This is a genomic window from Arthrobacter sp. StoSoilB22 (genome assembly GCF_019977315.1).
In the GTDB taxonomy this organism is placed as follows: domain Bacteria; phylum Actinomycetota; class Actinomycetes; order Actinomycetales; family Micrococcaceae; genus Arthrobacter.
In genome coordinates this window covers 2,490,332-2,509,900 of record NZ_AP024652.1, presented here as the reverse complement: position 1 = coordinate 2,509,900, position 19,569 = coordinate 2,490,332, and the positions used below count along the sequence as shown (strand labels likewise).

Genomic DNA, 19,569 nt, shown 5'->3' with positions numbered 1-19,569 from the left:
AATGGTTCTTGGATTTTTGATAAATACGCGCTGGCGGGCCGATTGGTACGCCTGCTTGGCATAGATAGCTGGCAGTCAGAACCAGTGCGATAACCAGAGGATACGAGTGGCAACCACAAACGACATCAAGAACGGGACCGTACTGAAGCTCGAGGGCCAGCTCTGGAACATCATCGAGTTCCAGCACGTCAAGCCAGGCAAGGGCGGCGCCTTCGTCCGTACCAAGATGCGCAATGTCATGTCCGGCAAGGTGGTTGACAAGACCTTCAACGCCGGCCTGAAGATTGAAACCGCTACGGTAGACCGCCGCGATTACCAGTACCTGTACCAGGACGGCGAAGACTTCGTGTTCATGGATACCCAGGACTACGACCAAATCACCGTATCGGGTGCCACGGTGGGCGACGCCACAAACTTCATGCTTGAGAACCAGATGGTCAACATCGCCATCCATGAGGGCACGCCGCTGTACATTGAACTGCCCCCGAGTGTTGTCCTCGAAATCACCTACACGGAGCCGGGCCTTCAGGGCGACCGCTCCTCGGCAGGCACCAAGCCTGCAACTGTCGAGACCGGTTACGAAATCCAGGTTCCGCTGTTCGTTGAGCAGGGCACCAAGGTCAAGGTCGACACCCGCGATGGCAGCTACTTGGGCCGGGTCAACGACTAGTGAGCGCACGCGGTAAAGCCCGTAGCAGGGCTCTTGAAGTACTTTTCGAGGCGGAGCAGCGTTCCGTTTCGGCTTTCGACGCGATGACAGCGCGGCGGGAGAAGACCGACCTTGTCATCAACCCCTACACGGTGGAAATCGTCGAGGGTGTTGTTTCCATGCAGGCAACCATCGATGAGTTCCTGCAGACGTACGCCCAAGGCTGGACGTTGGAGCGGATGCCCTCGGTTGACCGCATCATCCTTCGTATTGGCGCATGGGAACTTCTCTACAATGACGAGGTTCCCGACGGCGTAGCCGTCAGCGAAGCTGTTGCTCTCGCGAAGACCATGTCCACGGACGAGTCGCCTGCCTTCATCAATGGGCTGCTTGGCCGGCTCCAGAAGCTGAAGCCCTCGCTCCTGGCATAAGGAGTTGTTGGCCGCTGAAGAACCCGCATCCACTGGATGCGGGTTCTTTTGTGTTTACTGGAGGACCGCTGCCCTAAGCGTTGGGATCTTTCTGAGGAGCTCGAACTCGTCATGCTGATGGACATGGACGTCGCGGCCGCTGAGAATCCGTTGGCGGGTAAATGCCAGGGCTGTGGCCCCTTTGATGAAGGCTCTCATCTGCGCACCACGCCCGCGCGAGGACGCCCAGCGAATAGCCTGCCTCCGGCCTCCGGAGGTACCCATCATCTCCACTTCTGCGGGAGTAAACCAGCCTGCCCGGGCATATTCGAGGAGACGTTGCCGGGTGAGTTTTCCTTCGGCAACCCTGAGGAGGAGGATGCCCACTGCCGCCACCAGGAAGATCGGGACTTGGACAACAAAGTACTCCACCAGGAAGTTCTGTCCCATGCTGTTCCAGCGGTTGTGCAGGAACATCGCAGGCAACAAGCCGATGAAGAAGGCCAGGACCGCGTACCCCGAATGCCATTTGCGGGCAGCGAAACCCATGATCAGTCCGGTTGTACCCGTGAAAACTGCGTGCGCGAAGGGCGACATGACACCCCGGAGGATGAAGATCCTGATGAGGTCAGTGCTTGGATCTGATGATGAGGCTATTTCGCGGCCGAAGTAGAGGATGTTCTCCGTGAAGGCAAAGCCCGCGGCAATGGTGAAGGCAAACACCACCCCATCAACAGGTCCGTCAAAATATTTGCGTGCTGCCAGGATCAGGACCAGCAATCCCAGCGACTTGGTGAATTCCTCCACGATGGGGGCTTGGACCGTTGCCATGAAGTAGGTGAATGCTTCTTCGCTGGAGGTGGGAGCTGCAAGTGCGAAGAGCGGCTGGATAAGCAGTGTCCCGGCAATGGAAACCGCGGCACCCCACGTGAAAGCGAACCACAGGAGCCTTTTTGGTTCGGGTTCCCAGCGATCTATCAGGCGTACCGTCAGCAGCACTACGGAGAGTGGAATCAGTGAGGCAATGAAGCCGATGACAAACCCGCTGATGCCGGTGTTGCCGAGGAGAAACGGCACCACCAGGAACAGGCTGCCGAGGACCAGCACGGTTGCTCCGATGAGTAAAGGGAGCGTCCCCCAGGACCGGCGAGGCTGCGGCGCTGGCGGCATGGCCCAGGTTTGCTGCGGGAGCGTCGTCGGGTTGCCTGGGGCCGGTTGGTAATTACCGGGCTGGACGCGGCCAATCCACGTTGGGTTGGCGCCAGGTTCCAGGTAGGGACGCGGATAAGGTTGTCCGCCTGGTTGGCCGTGGTGGTTCATGGTCATGGGCAAGAGCCTATTCCACGGCACGGAGTGTGAGCTTAAACTCACGCGTCACTGCGGTCCCCGCTGAGGTGGGAAAGGGGCGCTGTGGTAGTTTTGAAAAGCAAATATTCCTTTTTTAATTCCGTCCCGTGAGGCGGGGAAAGGGGAGACGAGCGATGACTGAAGTCACTTCAGCACACGTGCCGTCGCGGGTTGTCCTCAATCAGGCGGACATTGATCGTGCGCTCACTCGTATCGCCCACGAGATCCTCGAAGCCAACAAAGGCTCCCAGGACCTGGTCCTGTTGGGCATTCCCAGCCGGGGCTACCCTCTGGCCGTGCGGCTTGCCAACAAGATCGCGGCAGCCGACCCCACGGTGAACGCCGACACTATGGTTGGCCAGTTGGATGTCACCATGTTCCGTGACGATCTCTCACATCAGCCCACACGGCCCCCACGCCACACCCGGCTTCCACTCTCAGGCATAGACAACAAGGTTGTTGTCCTGATCGACGACGTCCTGTACTCAGGCAGGACCATTCGAGCCGCTTTGGACGCCTTGGTCGATCTTGGCCGCCCACGCATCGTCCGTCTTGCGGTGCTGGTGGACAGGGGACACCGTGAGCTTCCCATCCGCGCGGATCACGTGGGCAAGAACCTGCCCACTTCCTCATCGGAGAAGGTCCGGGTCCATCTCGAGGAGATCGATTCCGTAGACGGCGTGCCCGTCAACGAGGTTGTTATCGAGGCCGGTAAATGAAGCATCTTCTTTCCACCGAAAACCTCAGTCTTTTCGACGCCATCCGTGTTCTGGACACGGCGGAGGAAATGTCCGCCGTCGGCGAGCGTGAAGTAAAGAAGCTCCCGGCACTGCGCGGCCGGACGGTGGTGAACCTCTTCTTCGAGGACTCCACCCGTACCCGCATTTCCTTTGAGGCGGCAGCCAAGCGACTGTCAGCCGATGTCATTAACTTCGCCGCCAAGGGATCCTCGGTATCCAAGGGAGAGTCCCTCAAGGACACTGCACAGACGCTGGCAGCCATGGGCGCGGACGCTGTCGTCATCCGCCACTGGGCCTCCGGCGCGCCGCACCGGCTTGCAGCCACTGACTGGATTGATGCAGCAGTCATCAACGCCGGCGACGGTACCCATGAGCACCCTACCCAGGCATTGCTGGATGCTTTCACCATGCGTCGGCACTGGTCACGGGTCAATGGCATTGAGTCCACGGGCGCAGACCTCAAAGGGATGCGCGTAGCGATTGCCGGCGATGTCCTGCACTCCCGCGTTGCCCGTTCCAATGTCTGGTTGCTCAAGACCCTCGGCGCCGAGGTCACGTTGGTGGCGCCACCCACCCTGCTGCCCATCGGCGTCGAGCACTGGCCTTGCAAGGTCAGCTACAACCTGGATGAGACGTTGGAAGCGGGCGTTGACGCCATGATGATGCTGCGTGTCCAGGGTGAGCGCATGAACGCATCGTTCTTCCCCTCTACCCGCGAGTACTCGCGCCGCTGGGGGTTCGACGACGCAAGGCTCCGTGCGCTGGACGATCTCGGCATGAAGGACACCATCATCATGCACCCCGGCCCCATGAACCGTGGCCTGGAGATTTCATCGGCAGCCGCAGATTCGCCGCGTTCAACTGTTCTCGCCCAGGTGCGAAACGGTGTTTCGGTCCGTATGGCCGCTCTTTACCTGCTGCTCTCCGGGGATTCCCGTGAAGCCGTTCCGAACGCAAGCCAGTCCAGCAAGGAGACCAACTGATGGCCCAGAACAGCTACCTGATTCGTGGGGCCGCCATCCTCGGCGGCGCAGCTGAAGACCTCTTGATCCGCGACGGTGTCATTGAAGCCCGCGGTACGGACTTGTCTGCGGACGACGCAACAGTGATCGACGCCCAGGGCCTCGTTGCACTGCCCGGCATGGTGGACGTGCACACCCACTTGCGCGAACCCGGCCGCGAAGACGCCGAAACAGTGGAGACCGGCACCCGCGCTGCCGCCCTGGGCGGTTTCACAGCTGTCCATGCCATGGCCAACAGCAACCCGGTGGCTGATACTGCCGGCGTCGTGGAGCAGGTTCATAGCCTTGGCCGAGCATCGGGCTGGGTGGACGTCCGCCCCGTCGGTGCGGTCACCGTAGGTTTGGCGGGCGAGCAACTGGCAGAGCTGGGCGCCATGGCCGATTCCCGCGCCCAGGTCCGGATGTTCTCCGACGACGGCATCTGCGTCCACGATCCCGTGCTGATGCGCCGCGCCTTGGAGTACGTCAAAGCGTTCGACGGCGTAGTGGCCCAGCACGCGCAGGAACCGCGCCTTACCGCCGGGGCACAAATGAATGAAGGCGCGGTGTCGGCCGTGCTTGGACTCACCGGCTGGCCCGCTGTTGCCGAGGAAAGCATCATCGCCCGCGACGTTCTGCTTGCCCAGCATGTTGGTTCCCGCCTCCATGTGTGCCACGTCTCCACGGCCGGTTCCGTGGAGATCGTTCGCTGGGCCAAGGCCCGTGGAATCAATGTCACCGCCGAGGTCACTCCGCACCACCTGCTGCTCACTGATGAGCTGGTCCGCAGCTACGACCCCGTCTACAAAGTCAACCCCCCGCTACGCACCGATGCCGACGTGCAGGCCCTCCGGGAGGGCCTGGCCGACGGCACCATCGACGTCGTGGGAACAGACCACGCCCCGCACCCCAGCGAGCATAAGGAATGCGAATGGGCGCAAGCAGCCATGGGCATGACCGGTCTTGAAACCGCACTGTCCGTGGTGCAGGAGACCATGATTGAAACCGGCCTCATGACGTGGGCTGATTTCGCCAGGGTTACCTCGTTCACCCCTGCAGTCATTGGGCGCGTCGCCGATCAGGGCCGTCCCTTGGAGGTTGGCGAACCTGCCAATGTCATCCTGGTGGACCCGGCTGCGCGTTGGACTGTTGACCCGCATAAAATGGCAACCATGGGCCGCAATTCACCGTTCAAGGGCAAGGAGCTGCCCGGATCCGTGGTGGCAACCTTCTTCAAAGGCCACCCCACGGTCCTTGATGGCCAGCTCAACACGCCGTACAGGTACCCGGCGGTCGGCAGCAACTAATGGACAACCAATCACTGACCGTGCTCATCACGGTGCCGCTGATTGTCGTCGTCCTGGCGATGATCTGGCTGGGATGGCGCAACAGGCTAAGGCGACAAGCCGACGTCGAACGCCTCCCCGAGGTGCCGAAGCAGCTGACGCCGGCCACGGTAGTGGCAGACGGCCAATACGTGGCCACCACAACGGCCGGCGATTGGCTGGACCGGATAGCAGTCCAGGGCCTGGGTATCCGCACCAACGCTGAACTGAGCATCCACGCCGAAGGTGTGCTGTTCGACCGAGCGGGTGCCGCTCCGGTCTTCATCCCGCGCTCAGCTCTGGTCGACAGCCGGGAAACCAATGGCATGGCCGGAAAATTCGTCGAAAAAGACGGACTCCTGGTCATCAACTGGAAGCTTGGCTCCCGGGAACTGGACACCGGATTCCGTTCCAGGCATGCAGCCGACAAGCAGCTCCTCCTCGAAGCCCTCCAAGAATTGATCTCCGCAGCCCCTCAGGCAGAAGCCGATAGTGGAAAGTAATAAAGTGACGGATAGTAAAGCAGCCACCACACCCACCCCCTCAGCAGCAGTACTCGTGCTCGAAGACGGCCGCATGTTCCGCGGCCGCAGCTACGGAGCCCAGGGAACCGCTCTCGGTGAGGCAGTCTTCGCCACCGGCATGACGGGCTACCAGGAGACCATTACCGATCCCTCCTACGCCCGCCAGCTGGTGGTGCAGACAGCGCCGCACATCGGCAACACCGGCGTCAACAGCGAAGACGCTGAATCCCGCCGCATCTGGGTGGCCGGGTACATCGTGCGCGACGCCGCCCGTCGCCCCTCCAACTGGCGTTCCGAGCGCAGCCTCGATGAGGAACTGGTGGAGCAGGGAATCGTCGGCATCCAGGGCGTAGACACCCGGGCCATCACCCGCCACCTCCGTGAGCACAAGACCATGCGGGCCGGCATTTTCTCCGGTGAGGCCGCGCACGCCACCGACAAAGAACTGCTGGACGCTGTCCTCGCCAGCGCCCCCATGGAAGGCGCAGCCCTGGCGGAGGAAGTCTCCATTGACGAGGCTTACGTCGTGGAACCAAAGGACCACGGCTGGGAAGGCGAGCCGCGCTTCTCCATCGCAGCCGTTGACCTCGGCATCAAGGCCATGACTCCGGTGCGTTTCGCAGAGCGTGGCGTGCGCGTGCACGTCCTTCCGGCCACCTCCACCCTGGAGGATGTCAACGCTGTCAAGCCCGACGGCTTTTTTATGTCCAACGGTCCAGGAGACCCTGCAACCGCTGACAACCAGGTTTCGTTGCTGCGTTCGGTACTGGATGAGAAGCTCCCGTACTTCGGTATCTGCTTCGGCAACCAGATCCTCGGCCGGGCCCTGGGCTTTGGCACCTACAAGCTCCGTTACGGCCACCGCGGCATCAACCAGCCCGTCATGGACCGCCGGACCGGCAAGGTGGAAATCACCTCGCAGAACCACGGCTTCGCCGTTGACGCCCCGTTGAACGGGGCCACCGTGGCACCGGAAGAACGATACGGACGTGTGGAAGTCAGCCACATTTCGCTCAATGACGACGTCGTCGAAGGACTCGCCTGCCTCGACATCCCCGCCTTCTCGGTCCAGTACCACCCCGAAGCTGCGGCCGGACCGCACGATGCTGCGTACCTCTTCGACCGCTTCATCGACCTCATGGCCGACACCAAGTCCAAGGCCACAGGCGCCAACTCCAACGACTCCAAGACTGAGGACAAGAAGTAATGCCCAAGCGTACAGATCTCAAGAGCGTCCTTGTCATCGGTTCCGGCCCCATCGTTATCGGCCAAGCGGCTGAGTTCGACTACTCCGGTACCCAGGCACTTCGCGTCCTGAAGGAGGAGGGCCTGCGGGTCATCCTGGTGAACTCCAACCCGGCCACCATCATGACGGACCCCGAATTCGCCGATGCCACCTATGTAGAGCCCATCACTCCAGAGGTGGTGGAAAAGATCATCGCCAAGGAGCGCCCGGACGCCATCCTGCCCACCCTCGGCGGCCAGACTGCGTTGAACACGGCCATCGCGCTGGACAAGAACGGTGTGCTGGAGAAGTACAACGTGGAACTCATTGGCGCGAACATCGCCGCCATTGAGCTCGGCGAAGACCGTGAGAAGTTCAAGGGCGTCGTGGAGCGTTGTGGCGCAGAGTCCGCACGCAGCCACATCATCCACACCATGGAAGAAGCCTTCGCTGCTGCCGAGGACCTCGGCTACCCCATGGTGGTCCGCCCGTCCTTTACCATGGGTGGCCTAGGCTCCGGGCTGGCTTACAACGAGGACGACCTCCGCCGCATCGTCGGCCAGGGCCTGCAGTACAGCCCCACCACCGAGGTCCTGCTTGAAGAGAGCATCCTCGGCTGGAAGGAATACGAGCTTGAGATGATGCGCGACAAGAACGACAACGTCGTTGTGGTCTGCTCCATCGAGAACTTCGACCCCGTGGGTGTCCACACCGGTGACTCCATCACGGTAGCTCCGGCCCTGACCCTCACGGACCGCGAGTACCAGAAGCTGCGCGACGTCTCCATCGCGGTCATCCGCGAAGTTGGTGTGGACACCGGTGGTTGCAACATCCAGTTCGCCATCGATCCCGCAACAGGCCGTGTAGTGGTGATCGAGATGAACCCCCGCGTATCCCGTTCCTCCGCGTTGGCCTCCAAGGCAACCGGCTTCGCCATCGCCAAGATCGCCACCAAGCTTTCCCTTGGTTACACCTTGGACGAAATCCCCAACGACATCACCCAGAAAACCCCTGCCTCTTTCGAGCCGACGTTGGACTACGTGGTAGTGAAGGTTCCGCGCTTCGCTTTCGAGAAGTTCCCGGCAGCGGATAACACCCTGACCACCACCATGAAGTCCGTGGGCGAAGCCATGGCCATGGGCCGCAACTTCACCGAGGCCCTCCAGAAGGCCCTTCGCTCATTGGAACAGAAGGGCTCACAGCTGGACTTCAGCTCCGTACCGGAGTACGAGGTTGCCGAGCTCATCGAGAAGGCCAAGCGCCCCACCACGGAACGACTGCACCAGGTGCAGCGTGCGCTCCTGGGTGGCGCCACGGTGGAAGAGGTCTTCCAAGCCACCAAGATCGACCCCTGGTTCCTGGACCAGCTGCAGCTCCTCAATGAGACGGCGCAGGAGATCCGCAAGGCCGGTGTTCTCACTGAGGAGATGCTGCGCAACGCCAAGCGTCACGGCTTCTCAGACGAGCAGATCGGTGCATTGACACATAACAATGAGGCAGTAGTCCGGGGCGTCCGGCAAGCACTGGGTATTCGTCCGGTCTACAAGACGGTGGACACCTGTGCCGCTGAGTTCGCTGCCTACACGCCCTACCACTACTCGTCCTATGACGAGGAAGACGAAGTAGGCCTGCACGCCAAGCCCTCCGTCATCATCCTGGGCTCCGGGCCCAACCGCATTGGCCAGGGCATCGAGTTCGACTACTCCTGCGTCCACGCCTCCATGGCGCTGCGCAAGGCCGGCTACGAGACCGTCATGGTCAACTGCAACCCGGAGACCGTCTCCACGGACTACGACGTCTCCACGCGCCTTTACTTCGAGCCGCTGACCCTTGAGGACGTCCTTGAGGTCATTGCTGCAGAGGAGCGTACCGGTGGAGTCATGGGTGTCTTCGTCCAGCTCGGTGGCCAGACCCCGCTGAAGCTGGCCCAACAGCTCGCTGATGCCGGTGTTCCGATCCTGGGCACTTCGCCGGAAGCGATCGACCTGGCGGAGCACCGCGGCGCCTTTGCCCGCGTCCTGGATGAAGCCGGACTGACCTCCCCGAAGAACGGCACCGCCGTGTCCTTCGAGGACGCCAAGAAGATCGCCGACGAAATCGGCTACCCGGTGCTGGTCCGCCCGTCCTACGTCCTGGGCGGCCGCGGCATGGAGATCGTCTACGACGAAGCAAACCTCTCCCGTTACATCGCCAATGCCACGGAAATCACCCCGGACCACCCGGTGCTGATTGACCGCTTCCTCGAAGATGCTGTCGAAATTGACGTCGACGCACTTTTCGATGGCACCGACATGTACCTCGGCGGCATCATGGAACACATCGAGGAAGCCGGCATCCACTCCGGTGACTCCGCATGCGTGCTTCCGCCGATTACCTTGGGCAACAACGTGATTGAGCGTGTGCGCACGGCAACCCGGGCCATCGCCGAAGGTGTTGGCGTCCGAGGCCTCATCAACATCCAGTTCGCGCTGGCCTCCGACGTCCTGTACGTCCTTGAAGCCAACCCGCGTGCTTCCCGCACCGTTCCTTTCGTTTCCAAGGCGACAGGCGTGCAAATGGCCAAGGCCGCTGCGCTCATCGGCACAGGTGTCACCATCAACCAGCTCCGCGGCGCCTACAAGATGCTGCCGGAAACCGGTGACGGTTCCACCCTGCCTTTGGACGCGCCGGTTGCCGTCAAGGAAGCGGTCCTTCCGTTCAGCCGCTTCCGTACTCCTGAGGGCAAGGTTGTGGACTCCCTGCTCGGCCCGGAAATGCGCTCCACCGGTGAAGTCATGGGCATCGACAAGCACTTCGACACCGCGTTCGCCAAGAGCCAGGCCGCAGCGAACAACGCCTTGCCCACCCAGGGCAAGATCTTCGTCTCGGTAGCCAACCGTGACAAGCGCTCAGTGATTATGGGCGTCAAGCGCCTCTCGGACCTGGGCTTCGAGATCGTTTCCACCGGTGGCACCGCTGACGTCCTGCGCCGCAACGGCATTCAGGCAACCCCTGTGCGTAAGGTGGCCGAGGGCAGCAGCGCAGAGGGCGAAGGCACCATTGCGGATCTGGTCATCGCCGGCGAGATCGACATGGTCTTCAACACACCCTCCGGCGGCGAAGCCCGCAGCGACGGTTACGAACTCCGTGCTGCGGCAACGTCCATTGGCATTCCCTGCATCACCACCGTTGCCGAGTTCAATGCCGCAGTGCAGGCCATTGAGGCACTGCGCACTTACGAATGGTCGGTGACCAGCCTGCAGGAGCACGCAGCCAACCTGTCAGCGGCAATGGAAGCAGCCAATGCCTGAGTCTGCTTCACCACAGCAAGGCCAGCAGCCGGCCGGGGAGTCTTTCGGATCCCGGCTGGCTGCGGCCATGGCCGCGCGCGGCCCGCTCTGCGTCGGAATCGACCCCCACCCGCAGCTCTTGGCCGATTGGGGATTGACCGACGACGTCGCCGGCTTGGAGCGCTTCTCGCTGACGGTGGTTGAGGCCGTGGCTTCCCTCGCTGCCGCGGTCAAGCCGCAGGTGGCGCTCTACGAGCGCCACGGCTCGGCCGGCATGGCTGTGCTGGAACGGACGCTCACCGCCTCCGCGGATGCGGGCGTGCTCAGCATCGCCGACGCCAAGCGTGGCGACATCGGCTCCACTATGGCCGCCTATGCGGATGCCTGGCTGCGTGACGGTTCTTCCTTGGCCGCGGACTCGGTGACGCTTAGCCCGTACCTGGGCTTTGAGTCGCTGCGCCCGGCATTGGACCTTGCTGCGCAGTATGGCAGGGGAGTGTTTGTGCTTGCACTGACATCGAACCCTGAAGGAAAGTCTGTGCAGCACGTCGGTGGAAGTGATTCCGTGGCGCGTAGGATTGCCGCTGCCGCGGCCCTCGAGAACCAGCGGTACAGCGGTTCCATGGGGTCAGTTGGCCTGGTGGTAGGGGCAACCATCGGCTCTGCCTTGGATGATCTGGATATTGAACTCGCGCCTGTGCGCGGTGCAATATTGGCCCCTGGCCTCGGTGCCCAGGGCGCCACTCCAGCTGACCTTCGCACAACGTTTGGCGCTGCTTACCCCACGGTCCTGGCCACTTCCAGCCGGGGGATCCTGGCGGCAGGACCGTCCTTGGCAAGCCTCCGTGCTGCCACTGAGGAAACTTTGCGCGGACTTCGCTTCGAGTAAGTTGTCCATGCTCATTGCGCAACCGGGCCCCTGCCGGTAAGTTCAGGATCAGTCCGCGTGATCTGGATCACATGTGCGATCTGACAGGGGTTTGGCAGTGGGCCTTAAAGAGCTGACACCGCAGGAGCGTTCAGATGCGCTTGAGAAAGCTGCCAAGGCGCGGTCAGTGCGTGCCGCCGCCAAGGAGAGACTCAAGCGCGGCGAAGTCAGCATTGCTGAGTTGATTTCCTCCGGAGCCACCGACGACGCGATTGCGCGCATGCGGGTAGTGGAGTTGTTGGAGGCCCTGCCGGGTATCGGGCCCGTCAGGGCTGCCGGGATTATGGCGGAGATTGGCATTGCAGGATCGCGGCGCATCAGAGGCCTGGGAATTCATCAGGCCCGGGCGCTGGTAGATTTTATGGATACCCAGCAAAGCGTTTGACGCATCTCCCCGAAGGAATCCGTGAGCAAGAAACCCGGACTGACTGTCCTTGCAGGCCCCACTGCCGTTGGCAAGGGAACCGTATCCACCTACATCAGGGACAACTATCCAGAGGTTTGGCTCTCAGTCTCGGCAACCACCAGGGCTGCGCGTCCGGGTGAAAAGGACGGGGTCCACTATTTTTTCAAGTCTGCTGAGGAGTTCGACTCCCTGGTGGCAGAGGGTGAACTCCTGGAGTGGGCTGTGGTGCATGGCCAGAACCGCTACGGGACCCTTCGAAGCACAGTTGATGCCGCTATTGCAGACGGTAAGTCTGTACTTCTGGAGATCGACCTCCAGGGCGCGCGACAGGTAAAAGCTGCCGTCCCGGACGCGAATTTTGTGTTCCTGGCGCCGCCCAGCTGGGACGAAATGGTTCGCCGACTGGTGGGCCGCGGCACCGAAACTCCCGAGGAACAGCAGCGCAGGCTGGAAACCGCTAAACTGGAACTTGCTGCTGAACCGGAGTTTGACCACACCGTCATCAATGACGACGTTCGCCGGGCAGCGGACGAGCTTGTTTCACTCATGGGGCTTACCCCGCACCAGCGCTAAGCGCTTGCATTTGTTGGCCCGCTAAAATTTGGAGAATTCGTGTCCACGAACCTTGAAGGCATCATCAACCCGCCGATCGATTCGCTGCTTGAGGCTGCTGATTCCAAGTACGGCCTGGTCATCTTCGGCGCCAAGCGCGCCCGCCAGATCAATGCCTACTACGCTCAGCTGCACGAGGGCCTGTTCGAGTACGTCGGCCCGTTGGTTGACACCAAGCTGAACGAGAAGTCGTTGTCCATCGCTCTGCGCGAGATCAACGAAGGCTTGCTGGTTTCCACGCCGATCGAGCCTGCAGAATAATAAAGACTGCCTGTTGACGGAGGTCACGTGCGCATAGTCCTCGGAGTCGGGGGAGGGATCGCAGCCTATAAGGTTGCATCGCTCCTCCGGCTTTTTACTGAATCCGGTCACAAGGTGACGGTCATCCCTACGGAAGCCGCTACCCGATTCGTCGGAGTGGCCACGTGGGAAGCCCTCTCCGGTAACCCTGTGAGCAACAGCGTCTTTGACGACGTCGAGAAGGTCAATCATGTCCGTCTAGGGCATGAGGCAGACCTGATAGTAGTTGCTCCTGCTACCGCTGACCTTTTGGCTAAAGCAGCAACCGGACACGCGGGCGACCTCCTTACCAACACCCTCCTCATGGCCCACGGGCCGGTTCTGTTTGCACCCGCCATGCACACGGAAATGTGGCAGCACGCCGCAACCCAAGCCAACGTGGAGACCTTGCGCAGCCGTGGTGTCACCGTGCTGGAGCCTGCCTCCGGTCGCCTGACGGGTGCCGATTCGGGTCCCGGACGCCTGCCCGAGCCCGAGGCAATTTTTGCTGCGGCCATGGCTCTTACAGAAGCCGCAGAACAGACCCAGGCTGTTACCGCCGCGGAGCAGACGCTGGCAGAGCGGATCGTGACGATCTCTGCCGGTGGCACGCGTGAAGCTCTGGACCCGGTCCGGTTCCTTGGAAACCGCTCGTCCGGCAAGCAGGGTGCGGCACTGGCTGCTGCAGCCTTGGCTGCCGGGGCAACTGTGAGATTTATCGCGGCTCACATGGACGTTGAGCCGCCTGCCGGCGTCGAGCTCGTCCGCGTTGAATCCGCCTTGGAACTGCGTGAGGCAGCGCTGAAAGCGGCGGCGGATTCCGACGTCGTGATTATGGCAGCCGCCGTGGCGGACTTCCGTCCGGCAGAGGTCTCGGATACGAAAATCAAGAAGGTGGACGGCGAGGACGCGCCCGTTGTGCGGTTAATCCGGAACCCGGACATCCTGCACGAGCTCGTGGAGCGTCGTAATGCCGATGGCGGCCAACAGTTGATTGTAGGGTTCGCAGCCGAAACCGGTGACGCCCATGGCGACGTCCTGGAGCATGCAACAGCCAAGCTCAAGCGCAAGGGCTGTGACCTCCTGGTGGTGAACCAGGTGGGCATTGGCCGGGTGTTCGGACAGGATGAGAATTCCGTCGTTATCTTGTCCGGTCACGGTGCGGACCCTGAGTCAGCCGCCGGCTCGAAGGCCGACGTCGCCGCTGCCGTCATTGATCGGGTAGGGGCCGAACTCACCCGGGTCTTCCCGGCCATGTAACTGAGCCCACACCCCAATTCTTAGCAAAGGGACACACGGCAAATACCGCCGTCCCGCAACCCAGTAAGGTGGTCGAGTGACTTTACCGCTGCACCATGAACACCATGGCACCCCGTCCAAGCTCAGGCTCTTCACGTCCGAATCGGTCACCGAAGGGCACCCGGACAAGATCTGCGACCAAATCAGCGACTCCATCCTGGACGCCCTGTTGGCTGCCGATCCTGAATCCCGTGTGGCCGTTGAAACCATGGCCACTACAGGTTTGGTGCACGTGGCTGGTGAGGTCACCACCGACGCTTACGTAGAAATTCCGCAGATTGTCCGCGAAACCATCCTGGGCATCGGCTACGACTCGTCCGCCAACGGTTTCGACGGCGCCCGTTGTGGTGTGTCCGTGTCCATCGGCCAGCAGTCAAACGACATCGCCGGTGGCGTGTTCAACTCACTTGAGGCCCGCGAAGGCCGCCAGGAGGATGACTATGACCTCCAGGGTGCCGGCGATCAGGGCATCATGTTTGGCTATGCCAGCGACGAGACGGCGTCCTACATGCCAACTCCCATCTGGCTGGCGCACCGTTTGTCAGAACGCCTCACCGAAGTCCGCAAGAACGGCGAGCTGGCCTACCTGCGTCCGGACGGCAAGACACAGGTCACGGTAGGTTACGACGGCGACCGGCCGGTTTCCGTGGAAACGGTGGTCATCTCCAGCCAGCACGCTGAAGACGCCAGCCTCGAGCAGCTGCGCGCGGACTTGGCCAGCTATGTGATCGACCCCGTCATGTCGGCGTCCAACCTGGATATCGCACACGCTGCGAACATTCTGAACCCCGCGGGCGCGTTCGTCATTGGTGGTCCGGTAGGCGATGCCGGGCTCACAGGCCGAAAGATCATCGTGGACACTTACGGTGGTTTCGCACGCCACGGCGGTGGCGCATTCTCCGGCAAGGATCCGTCCAAGGTGGACCGCTCGGCAGCTTACGCCATGCGGTGGGTTGCCAAGAATGTTGTGGCCGCCGGACTGGCCAAGCGTGCTGAGATCCAAATTGCCTACGCAATCGGCCAGGCACGCCCTGTTGGAACCTACGTTGAGACGTTCGGCACGGAAACCGTTGATCCGGCCCGCATCAGTGAAGCAATCGATGAGCTGTTCGACCTCCGTCCGCGGGCCATCATCGACGCCCTGGATCTCAAACGGCCCATCTATGCCAAGACGGCGGCCCACGGTCACTTTGGTCGCGACGACCCGGATTTCACGTGGGAACGGCTGGACCGGGTGGCGGACCTGAAGGAATACTTCAACGCCTGAGGTGTTGTTCCTGCAAGCCGTCCTGAGTGCTGATGTTGTTTTGTCGGTGCTTCGTGGTTGGCTGAAGCCAGAGAGATGCCCGCAGCGGGTCAATCCCGCTGTGGGCATTCCCGGTTAAGAATGCGTGGTGCATTTTCTGCGCTCAGAGTTGGAGGTGAAGTATGGCAGGACACGAGGCCCAGCCATCGTTGCTTCAACCATCGCTGCTGCAGGGTTTCCCGGACCGGGGTCCTGTCAACGGACCTCCGTTGGCAGCTGTGAATCCCGTTGCGCGCGTCGTTCTGGAGTCTTCCGTGCCGCACCTGGACAGGCCTTTCGACTACAGTGTTCCCGCGGAGCTCTCCGAAACTGCGGTCCCCGGTGTTCGGGTGAAAGTGAAGTTCAACGGCCAGGAGCTCAATGGTTACATCGTCGAGCGCCGTGCGGACTCGGATGCAGCCCACCCGCTGACGGCCCTGCATAAAGTTGTGTCCCCGGTTGCTGTCCTGACCCCGGCTATCAACGAGTTGGCCGGCAGGGTCGCTGCCCGGTACGCCGGTACGCTCAGCGATGTTCTCCGGACGGCTGTCCCTCCCCGTATGGCCAAGGTGGAGAAGGAATTCTTGGCCGGGGACCTCGACGCCGACGCAGCGGACCTGAAACCGTTCACGGAGGCCCGCGCGTGGGCGGCGTACTCCAACGGAGCGCCGTACCTGCAGCACCTTGCCAGTGGTGGTTCACCCAAAGCTGTCCTCACAGCTCTCCAAGGATTCGGCCCCGATGGTTGGCCGGCCATGATTGCTACGGCCGTTGCCACAGTTCGTAAATCGGGACGTGGCGCGGTTGTGGTGGTGCCGGATTATAGGGACCTTGAGCAGTTGGAGGCGGCGCTTGCCAACGTCCTGCCGTCTTCCGACGTCGCCCGGCTGACGGCGGACGACGGGCAAACTCCCCGCTATAGGAACTTTCTGCGGCTACTGAGCGGGACAGCGGGAGTGGCCATTGGTACCCGTTCGGCGGCCTATGCTCCTGTTCGCGATCTGGGTCTGGTGGTGTGTTGGGACGACGGCGACGACCTCCACATCGAGCAACGGGCACCTTATGCGCACACCAGGGAAGTACTGCTGTTGCGTGCCGAGCAGGAGAACGCCGCATGCCTCATGGCCTCCCACAACCGAAGTACCGAGCTCCAACGCCTTGTTGAAATGCAGTGGGCGGTGCCCCTTGAAGCGCCGCGACGTACTGTCCGCGCCACAGCACCCAGAGTTCTCAATACCGCTGACAGTTTTGAACAAGAACGTGATCCTCTGGCACGTATTGCGCGCTTGCCGGGCGCAGCGTGGCGGGCGGCCAAGGAGGGCCTGGAGCGGGGTCCTGTCCTGGTCCAAGTGGCCCGGGCCGGATACGCCCCGTCGTTGGTATGCGAGACGTGCCGGGAACTTGCCCGCTGCAATGCCTGTCAGGGGCCGCTGGCCGTATCAAGCAGCTCGGCCATGCCGGCATGCCGGTGGTGCTCCACGCCGGCCCCGCAATGGCGCTGCACGCACTGCAGTGGAACACGACTCCGCCGGGGAGCAGCTGGCGTGATGCGGACGGCCGAAGAACTGGGACGGGCTTTTCCCGGTAAAGCGGTGGTGACCTCTTCAGGCGAGCACGTCAAGGCCAGTGTGCCGGATACTCCCGCTCTGGTGGTCGCAACGGTGGGCGCTGAGCCTGTTGCGCCCAACGGTTACGCGGCCGCCCTGTTGCTGGACGGCAACTCGTTACTTCGGCGGGAGAACCTGCGGGCGGGAGAGGATACGGTTCGCCGATGGTTCAACGCCGCCTCCCTGGTGAAGCCGGCCACTCAAGGTGGACTTGTAGTGATCACCGCTGACGACACGGCGGCGACGGGGGCACTGTTGCGGTGGGACGCCTCCGGCTTTGCCTCACGTGAACTGGCGCTTCGGAAGGAACTTCAGCTGCCTCCTGCAGTCAGGGTAGCTTCCGTGACCGGGGCAAGGGCCGACGTCGCGCATTTCAGCGACGCCTTGGAGTCCAACGCCGGGCTGGCCTCGGCAGCAAAACTCCGAAAAGCCGGGCCTGCGCCCGTAGTGTTCTCCGGCAGCGGTCAGCTGTCCGGCGGGCAATCGTCAGGCGCTGAGGCTGATGCTGACGTCAGGACGCTCTACTTCATTCCCTACGGAGACGCTGCGGAAACCACGCGTGCTATGCGGGCCGTGAAGGCAGCCAGCGCCGCCAAGCGGACCTCAGGACCCGTTCAGTTGCGCCTGGACGGGGTGGACGTCCTCTGACGCAGGGCTACCACTTCCTCGGCTGCAGCAAGGAGCTGCCGCGCCGATTCGTCCCAGTTGAACTCTGCCGCACGCTCTGCGGACCTGCGGGAGCGTTCCTGCCAGAGAGATTCCTCGCCCAGCGCAGTTACAGCCGCCGCGAACTCCACGGGTGACTCCGGGTCTACGTAGCTGACGGCATTACCGCCGACTTCACGGAAGATCGGTATATCGCTTGCGATCACAGGGGTTCCCAGGGCCATGGCCTCCACCAACGGCAGGCCGTAGCCCTCGGCGCGTGAGAGGCTGATCAGCGCTGTGGCCCTGAGCAGGAGTTCGTCGTACTCTCCATCAGTAACACCGTTGTGGAATACCACCTTGGCTCCTTCAGGAACCATCGCCTCCAATTCTGCCTTGCGCTGCGGAGTGATCCTGCTCAGCAGGTGAAGGGTGTACTGGTGCAGGCCGGACATGCCCCGGATCATGGTTTCCACGTTCTTGTACGGCATGAAAGAACCCATGTAGAGCAGGGACTTGTCCGCGCCGGCTTCAGGCGCGCGAGGCTTTTGACCGGGTTGGGGTGCGTTGCCCACAATCCGCACGGGCCGCTTTGTCAGCCTGTACTTGGCCATGAGCGCCTCGGTAGTGCGGCTGATGGTGGCTACGATGTCCGCGCGGTTGAGTAGGAGCCGCTGCGGCCAAAAGGCCTTGTGGTAAAGCCTCCACAACAGGCGCACCGGGGCTGGCAGGAAGCCCGGGGGAGTCGGGTGCTCGTAGTAAATGAGGTCGTGGAGGGTCAATACCAGCCCGTACCGGCGGCCCAAGGTGCCCATGGTCTGCATGGGACACACCACCACGTCAGCGCCCAGGGGGTTGACCTTGCGCGCGACGAACAACTCCAAAGGAGACAAGGGGCTGTTGACCATCACATACGGAACGTCGGGCAGCAGGGCCAGTTGGCGTTTGTCGCTGATCAGCATGGTGACGTCGGCGATTTTGGACGTTGCGGCTATGAGGCTGGAACCGTAGCGGCTGATGCCATCGTGGTGGTCCGTTCGGGTAAAGCGGGCATCGATGACAATTTTCACGCGGGATGTTCCTCCAGAAAGGTGCGGATTGCTTCTGCCGCCGGAACCGGCGTCTCATAGTGGATTAAATGCCCGACGCCGGGAATCACTTCCAGCTTTGCCTCGGGTAGGCGTCTCATGAGTTTGTACTGGTTGGGAAGGGTGGCTATTTCATCCTTCTCGCCGGCGACCAGCAGCACGGGAAGAGTTAGCTGTTCGGCGACCTCGGCCACGTTGCCTGAGACGGAAGCCTTGAACGATTCGAGCAGGCTTTTTCTGTCTGCGAAGGCACTGAAGTAGGCGTCGTGCTGGGCATGGATGAAACGGCGCAGGTTCTTGTCGTTGGTTTTGGCCATGGTGATGCTCATGATGCGAACGATCAGCCGATTCCTCAGCACCGCCAGTCCCAGAGGGCGGGGAAGTTTGGCGGAGGCCTGGTAGTAGAGCACCGCAAGCTTTGTCATGAGGCCCTTGGGACCCTCCAATGCCGGCGCAGCGATTGGGTTGATCAGGATCAGCGGGTAGACGACTCCCGGATTCGCCGCGGCAAAATGGCTGGCGACGATTGATCCGAAGGAGTGCCCAAGCAGGACAGTTTTGTGATCCAAGCCGAGCGCCGCCATGAAACCGGAGATGAACTTTCCGTAGCGTTCAACGCTGTGTTCGTCCTCAACGAAAGGTTCTGAGCTGCCGAAGGCAGGCAAGTCCGGCATGATGATGCGCATTTCCGGAAGTTGATCAGCGACGCGCAACAGCCCGTGGTGGTCTCCCCGGAAGCCATGGATGACCAGAATGGTGCGTGTCATCGGAGAGACAGTGACCGGCTCGTACGTCCAGTACGCTACGTTGCTGCCGTCCACCTCAACGTCCGAGGCACGCGTCCGCCCCGCCAGGGATTTGCTGAAGAATTCACTGGGGGCCTGTGCACCCTGGGGGGAGTGCGCGGTGTCCACATTGTCCATTGCTTGG

The 19,569-nt window shown here is 62.0% G+C and carries 18 protein-coding genes; 15 read left to right on the top strand and 3 right to left on the bottom strand.

Annotation, left to right across the window (positions count from 1 at the left end):
- Positions 1–106 precede the first annotated feature (106 nt).
- Positions 107–670: an elongation factor P gene (gene efp / locus LDN70_RS11660; RefSeq protein ID WP_011774957.1), complete on the top strand. Its 564-nt coding sequence runs from the start codon at positions 107–109 to the stop codon at positions 668–670.
- Positions 670–1,080, top strand: coding sequence for a transcription antitermination factor NusB (nusB, locus tag LDN70_RS11655; RefSeq protein ID WP_011774956.1), 411 nt, complete (start codon positions 670–672; stop codon positions 1,078–1,080). The genes efp and nusB overlap by 1 nt, the downstream gene beginning before the upstream one ends.
- 54 nt (positions 1,081–1,134) lie before the next feature.
- Here the strand turns inward: nusB and LDN70_RS11650 are convergent, their stop codons facing one another.
- Entirely contained in the window at positions 1,135–2,385 is a 1,251-nt protein-coding gene (locus LDN70_RS11650) for a PrsW family intramembrane metalloprotease (RefSeq protein ID WP_502773730.1), read from the bottom strand.
- A gap of 155 nt (positions 2,386–2,540) precedes the next feature.
- On the opposite strand from LDN70_RS11650, the gene pyrR reads away from it, so the two are divergent.
- The 13 genes from pyrR (at position 2,541) to LDN70_RS11585 (ending at position 17,554) form a co-directional block, all read left to right on the top strand.
- Entirely contained in the window at positions 2,541–3,125 is a 585-nt protein-coding gene (gene pyrR / locus LDN70_RS11645; protein ID WP_024816826.1) for a bifunctional pyr operon transcriptional regulator/uracil phosphoribosyltransferase PyrR, read from the top strand.
- The gene (locus LDN70_RS11640) at positions 3,122–4,129 is read left to right on the top strand and encodes an aspartate carbamoyltransferase catalytic subunit (protein ID WP_223940387.1); all 1,008 of its coding nucleotides are present in this window, start codon (positions 3,122–3,124) and stop codon (positions 4,127–4,129) included. The genes pyrR and LDN70_RS11640 overlap by 4 nt, the downstream gene beginning before the upstream one ends.
- Positions 4,129–5,454, top strand: coding sequence for a dihydroorotase (locus tag LDN70_RS11635; protein WP_223940386.1), 1,326 nt, complete (start codon positions 4,129–4,131; stop codon positions 5,452–5,454). The genes LDN70_RS11640 and LDN70_RS11635 overlap by 1 nt, the downstream gene beginning before the upstream one ends.
- Positions 5,454–5,975 carry a PH-like domain-containing protein gene (locus tag LDN70_RS11630; RefSeq protein ID WP_223940385.1) on the top strand — a complete coding sequence of 174 codons (522 nt, stop codon included), beginning with the start codon at positions 5,454–5,456 and terminating at the stop codon, positions 5,973–5,975. The genes LDN70_RS11635 and LDN70_RS11630 overlap by 1 nt, the downstream gene beginning before the upstream one ends.
- Positions 5,976–6,048: 73 nt before the next feature.
- On the top strand, positions 6,049–7,203 hold the full coding sequence (gene carA, locus LDN70_RS11625; protein WP_238703418.1) for a glutamine-hydrolyzing carbamoyl-phosphate synthase small subunit: 1,155 nt from the start codon (positions 6,049–6,051) through the stop codon (positions 7,201–7,203).
- Positions 7,203–10,511 carry a carbamoyl-phosphate synthase large subunit gene (gene carB, locus LDN70_RS11620; RefSeq protein WP_166840633.1) on the top strand — a complete coding sequence of 1,103 codons (3,309 nt, stop codon included), beginning with the start codon at positions 7,203–7,205 and terminating at the stop codon, positions 10,509–10,511. Before carA ends, carB begins: the two co-directional genes overlap by 1 nt.
- Positions 10,504–11,379 carry an orotidine-5'-phosphate decarboxylase gene (pyrF, locus tag LDN70_RS11615; RefSeq protein WP_223940384.1) on the top strand — a complete coding sequence of 292 codons (876 nt, stop codon included), beginning with the start codon at positions 10,504–10,506 and terminating at the stop codon, positions 11,377–11,379. The genes carB and pyrF overlap by 8 nt, the downstream gene beginning before the upstream one ends.
- Before the next feature lie 97 nt (positions 11,380–11,476).
- On the top strand, positions 11,477–11,803 hold the full coding sequence (mihF, locus tag LDN70_RS11610) for an integration host factor, actinobacterial type (protein ID WP_142939088.1): 327 nt from the start codon (positions 11,477–11,479) through the stop codon (positions 11,801–11,803).
- Positions 11,804–11,824: 21 nt separating this feature from the next.
- Entirely contained in the window at positions 11,825–12,397 is a 573-nt protein-coding gene (gene gmk, locus LDN70_RS11605) for a guanylate kinase (protein WP_011774946.1), read from the top strand.
- A gap of 39 nt (positions 12,398–12,436) precedes the next feature.
- Positions 12,437–12,697: a DNA-directed RNA polymerase subunit omega gene (gene rpoZ / locus LDN70_RS11600; RefSeq protein WP_017197559.1), complete on the top strand. Its 261-nt coding sequence runs from the start codon at positions 12,437–12,439 to the stop codon at positions 12,695–12,697.
- A 27-nt stretch (positions 12,698–12,724) separates the two neighbouring features.
- A complete protein-coding gene (gene coaBC / locus LDN70_RS11595; protein WP_223940383.1) occupies positions 12,725–13,975 on the top strand; it encodes a bifunctional phosphopantothenoylcysteine decarboxylase/phosphopantothenate--cysteine ligase CoaBC in 1,251 nt (416 codons plus the stop codon).
- 76 nt (positions 13,976–14,051) lie between these two features.
- The gene (gene metK / locus LDN70_RS11590) at positions 14,052–15,281 is read left to right on the top strand and encodes a methionine adenosyltransferase (RefSeq protein WP_142939090.1); all 1,230 of its coding nucleotides are present in this window, start codon (positions 14,052–14,054) and stop codon (positions 15,279–15,281) included.
- Between the two features lie 161 nt (positions 15,282–15,442).
- Positions 15,443–17,554 carry a primosomal protein N' gene (locus LDN70_RS11585; RefSeq protein ID WP_223940382.1) on the top strand — a complete coding sequence of 704 codons (2,112 nt, stop codon included), beginning with the start codon at positions 15,443–15,445 and terminating at the stop codon, positions 17,552–17,554.
- Here the strand turns inward: LDN70_RS11585 and LDN70_RS11580 are convergent.
- Both LDN70_RS11580 and LDN70_RS11575 read right to left on the bottom strand, forming a co-directional pair.
- Positions 17,521–18,621, bottom strand: a complete 1,101-nt coding sequence (locus tag LDN70_RS11580) for a glycosyltransferase family 4 protein (RefSeq protein ID WP_223940381.1) — start codon at positions 18,619–18,621, stop codon at positions 17,521–17,523. The genes LDN70_RS11585 and LDN70_RS11580 overlap by 34 nt on opposite strands.
- Positions 18,618–19,562 (bottom strand): alpha/beta fold hydrolase, encoded by a 945-nt coding sequence (locus LDN70_RS11575; protein ID WP_223940380.1) that lies wholly within the window; start codon positions 19,560–19,562, stop codon positions 18,618–18,620. Before LDN70_RS11575 ends, LDN70_RS11580 begins: the two co-directional genes overlap by 4 nt.
- Positions 19,563–19,569: the final 7 nt, after the last annotated feature.

Bases quoted from the DNA above. Each gene is read 5' to 3' on its own strand.
- carA (WP_238703418.1), top strand. From the start codon at position 6,049: ATGTTCCGCGGCCGCAGCTACGGAGCCCAGGGAACCGCTCTCGGTGAG.
- pyrF (WP_223940384.1), top strand. From the start codon at position 10,504: ATGCCTGAGTCTGCTTCACCACAGCAAGGCCAGCAGCCGGCCGGGGAG.
- carB (WP_166840633.1), top strand. From the start codon at position 7,203: ATGCCCAAGCGTACAGATCTCAAGAGCGTCCTTGTCATCGGTTCCGGC.
- LDN70_RS11630 (WP_223940385.1), top strand. From the start codon at position 5,454: ATGGACAACCAATCACTGACCGTGCTCATCACGGTGCCGCTGATTGTC.
- LDN70_RS11635 (WP_223940386.1), top strand. From the start codon at position 4,129: ATGGCCCAGAACAGCTACCTGATTCGTGGGGCCGCCATCCTCGGCGGC.
- LDN70_RS11585 (WP_223940382.1), top strand. From the start codon at position 15,443: ATGGCAGGACACGAGGCCCAGCCATCGTTGCTTCAACCATCGCTGCTG.
- LDN70_RS11640 (WP_223940387.1), top strand. From the start codon at position 3,122: ATGAAGCATCTTCTTTCCACCGAAAACCTCAGTCTTTTCGACGCCATC.
- LDN70_RS11650 (WP_502773730.1), bottom strand. From the start codon at position 2,385: ATGACCATGAACCACCACGGCCAACCAGGCGGACAACCTTATCCGCGT.
- pyrR (WP_024816826.1), top strand. From the start codon at position 2,541: ATGACTGAAGTCACTTCAGCACACGTGCCGTCGCGGGTTGTCCTCAAT.
- LDN70_RS11575 (WP_223940380.1), bottom strand. From the start codon at position 19,562: ATGGACAATGTGGACACCGCGCACTCCCCCCAGGGTGCACAGGCCCCC.